Origin of the sequence: Streptomyces sp. NPDC059866, from assembly GCF_042731325.1 — a bacterium.
In the GTDB taxonomy this organism is placed as follows: Bacteria; Actinomycetota; Actinomycetes; order Streptomycetales; family Streptomycetaceae; genus Streptomyces; species Streptomyces flavusporus.
Map to the genome: position 1 here is coordinate 1 of NZ_JBHWJT010000127.1, position 1,640 is coordinate 1,640.

General features: G+C 68.1%; 2 protein-coding genes. One reads left to right on the top strand and one right to left on the bottom strand.

The window, feature by feature from the left end:
* The first annotated feature begins 78 nt into the window (after positions 1-78).
* Positions 79-1,200 (top strand): IS630 family transposase, encoded by a 1,122-nt coding sequence (locus tag ACFV7R_RS47020; protein WP_385276959.1) that lies wholly within the window; start codon positions 79-81, stop codon positions 1,198-1,200.
* A 26-nt stretch (positions 1,201-1,226) separates the two neighbouring features.
* Here the strand turns inward: ACFV7R_RS47020 and ACFV7R_RS47025 are convergent, their stop codons facing one another.
* Positions 1,227-1,544 (bottom strand): Imm51 family immunity protein, encoded by a 318-nt coding sequence (locus ACFV7R_RS47025; RefSeq protein ID WP_385276962.1) that lies wholly within the window; start codon positions 1,542-1,544, stop codon positions 1,227-1,229.
* Between the last annotated feature and the right edge of the window lie 96 nt (positions 1,545-1,640).

Sequence of the window (1,640 nt, forward strand, 5' to 3'; positions counted from 1 at the left end):
CTAGTGCTGTGACCGGAAACCTTTGCCGGGCCACTCGTTGTGTTGGGTGTCAGTGACGGCGTGTGGCAGGGGGCGGGTATGGCATCACCGGTGAGGGTTCGCCGGCTGACTGAGCAGGAGGGGCAGAAGCTGCAGCGGATCGTGCGGCGGGGAAGCACCAGTTCGGTGCGATTCCGGCGGGCGATGATGCTGCTGGCCTCATCGGGCGGCAGCCCGGTCCCGGCGATCGCGCAGCTGGTCCAGGCCGACGAGGACACCGTCCGGGACGTGATCCATCGGTTCAACGAGATCGGCCTGGCCTGCCTGGACCCTCGGTGGGCGGGAGGCCGTCCCCGCCTGCTGAGCACTGACGACGAGGACTTCGTCGTCCAGACGGCCACCACCCGGCCCACAGCGCTGGGCAAGCCCTTCACGCGCTGGTCGATCCGCAAGCTCGCCGACCATCTTCGGCGCAACATCGCCCGTCCGGTGAGGATCGGCCGGGAGGCCCTGCGCTGCCTCCTGATCCGCCGCGGGATCTCCTTCCAGCGCACGAAGACCTGGAAGGAGTCTCCGGACCCGGACTTCGACGCCAAGCTCGACCGGATCGAGTTCGCGCTCACCGAGCGGCCGGACCGGACATTCGCCCTGGACGAGTTCGGGCCGCTCGGCATCCGCCCGACCGCGGGATCGTGCTGGGCTCCGCAGGGGAACCCGGATCGGCTGCCGGCGACCTACCGCCGTACCCACGGCATCACCTACTTCCACGGCTGCTACTCCGTCGGCGATGACCAACTCTGGGGAGTCGTCCGACGCCGCAAGGGCATCAACCACACCTGGGCGGCCTTACGGTCGATCCGCGCGGCCCGCCCGGACGGCGCCCCGATCTACGTGATCCTCGACAACCTGTCCGCGCACCTGAACTGGCGGATCCGCCGCTGGGCCGACCGGAACAAGGTCGAACTCTGCTTCACCCCGACCTACGCGTCCTGGGCCAACCCGATCGAGGCCCACTTCGGGCCCCTGCGGCAGTTCACCCTCGCCAACTCGATCCACCCCAACCACACCGTCCAGACCCGGGCGCTGCACGCCTACCTTCGCTGGCGCAACAAGAACGCCCGACACCCCGACGTCCTCGCCGCCCAACGACGCGAACGCGCCCGCATCCGCAGCGAGAAACACATCCGCTGGGGCGGCAGACCCCTCCAGCTTGCGGCCTGAACCCGGCAGACCTGCCGGTCACAGCGCTAGTCGTCGAACTCGAAGCCTGCCGTCTCGGCACGGGCAACAATCTCGCGAACTGTGCCGGGGCTCGAGATCACGGGCTCAAGGGCAGCTTTGAGCTGCGCGAGGTCACTCGAGCTCCCGATCGCACAGAACATGCCGCCCTCGCTATCGAAATTGAGGCGCTCAGCGAGATCCGGCCAGGCGAACTGCACAAGACCCTCCCAGAAGTACCCATTCGGCTCGTGCCCGGTGGCCACTACGGCAGCGTCGGCGGCCAGGTCACCGGCAGCGAGCGTCAGCGAGTGCTCACCGTCAAAGTCATGCAGCGTGATAGTCACTGCGCGATCCTCCCACGCCCAGTGCACAGGCTGCCCAGCCCATCAAACCGCTTGTCCGCTCCCGACCCCGGCGAACCTTCCCGGTCACAGCACTAG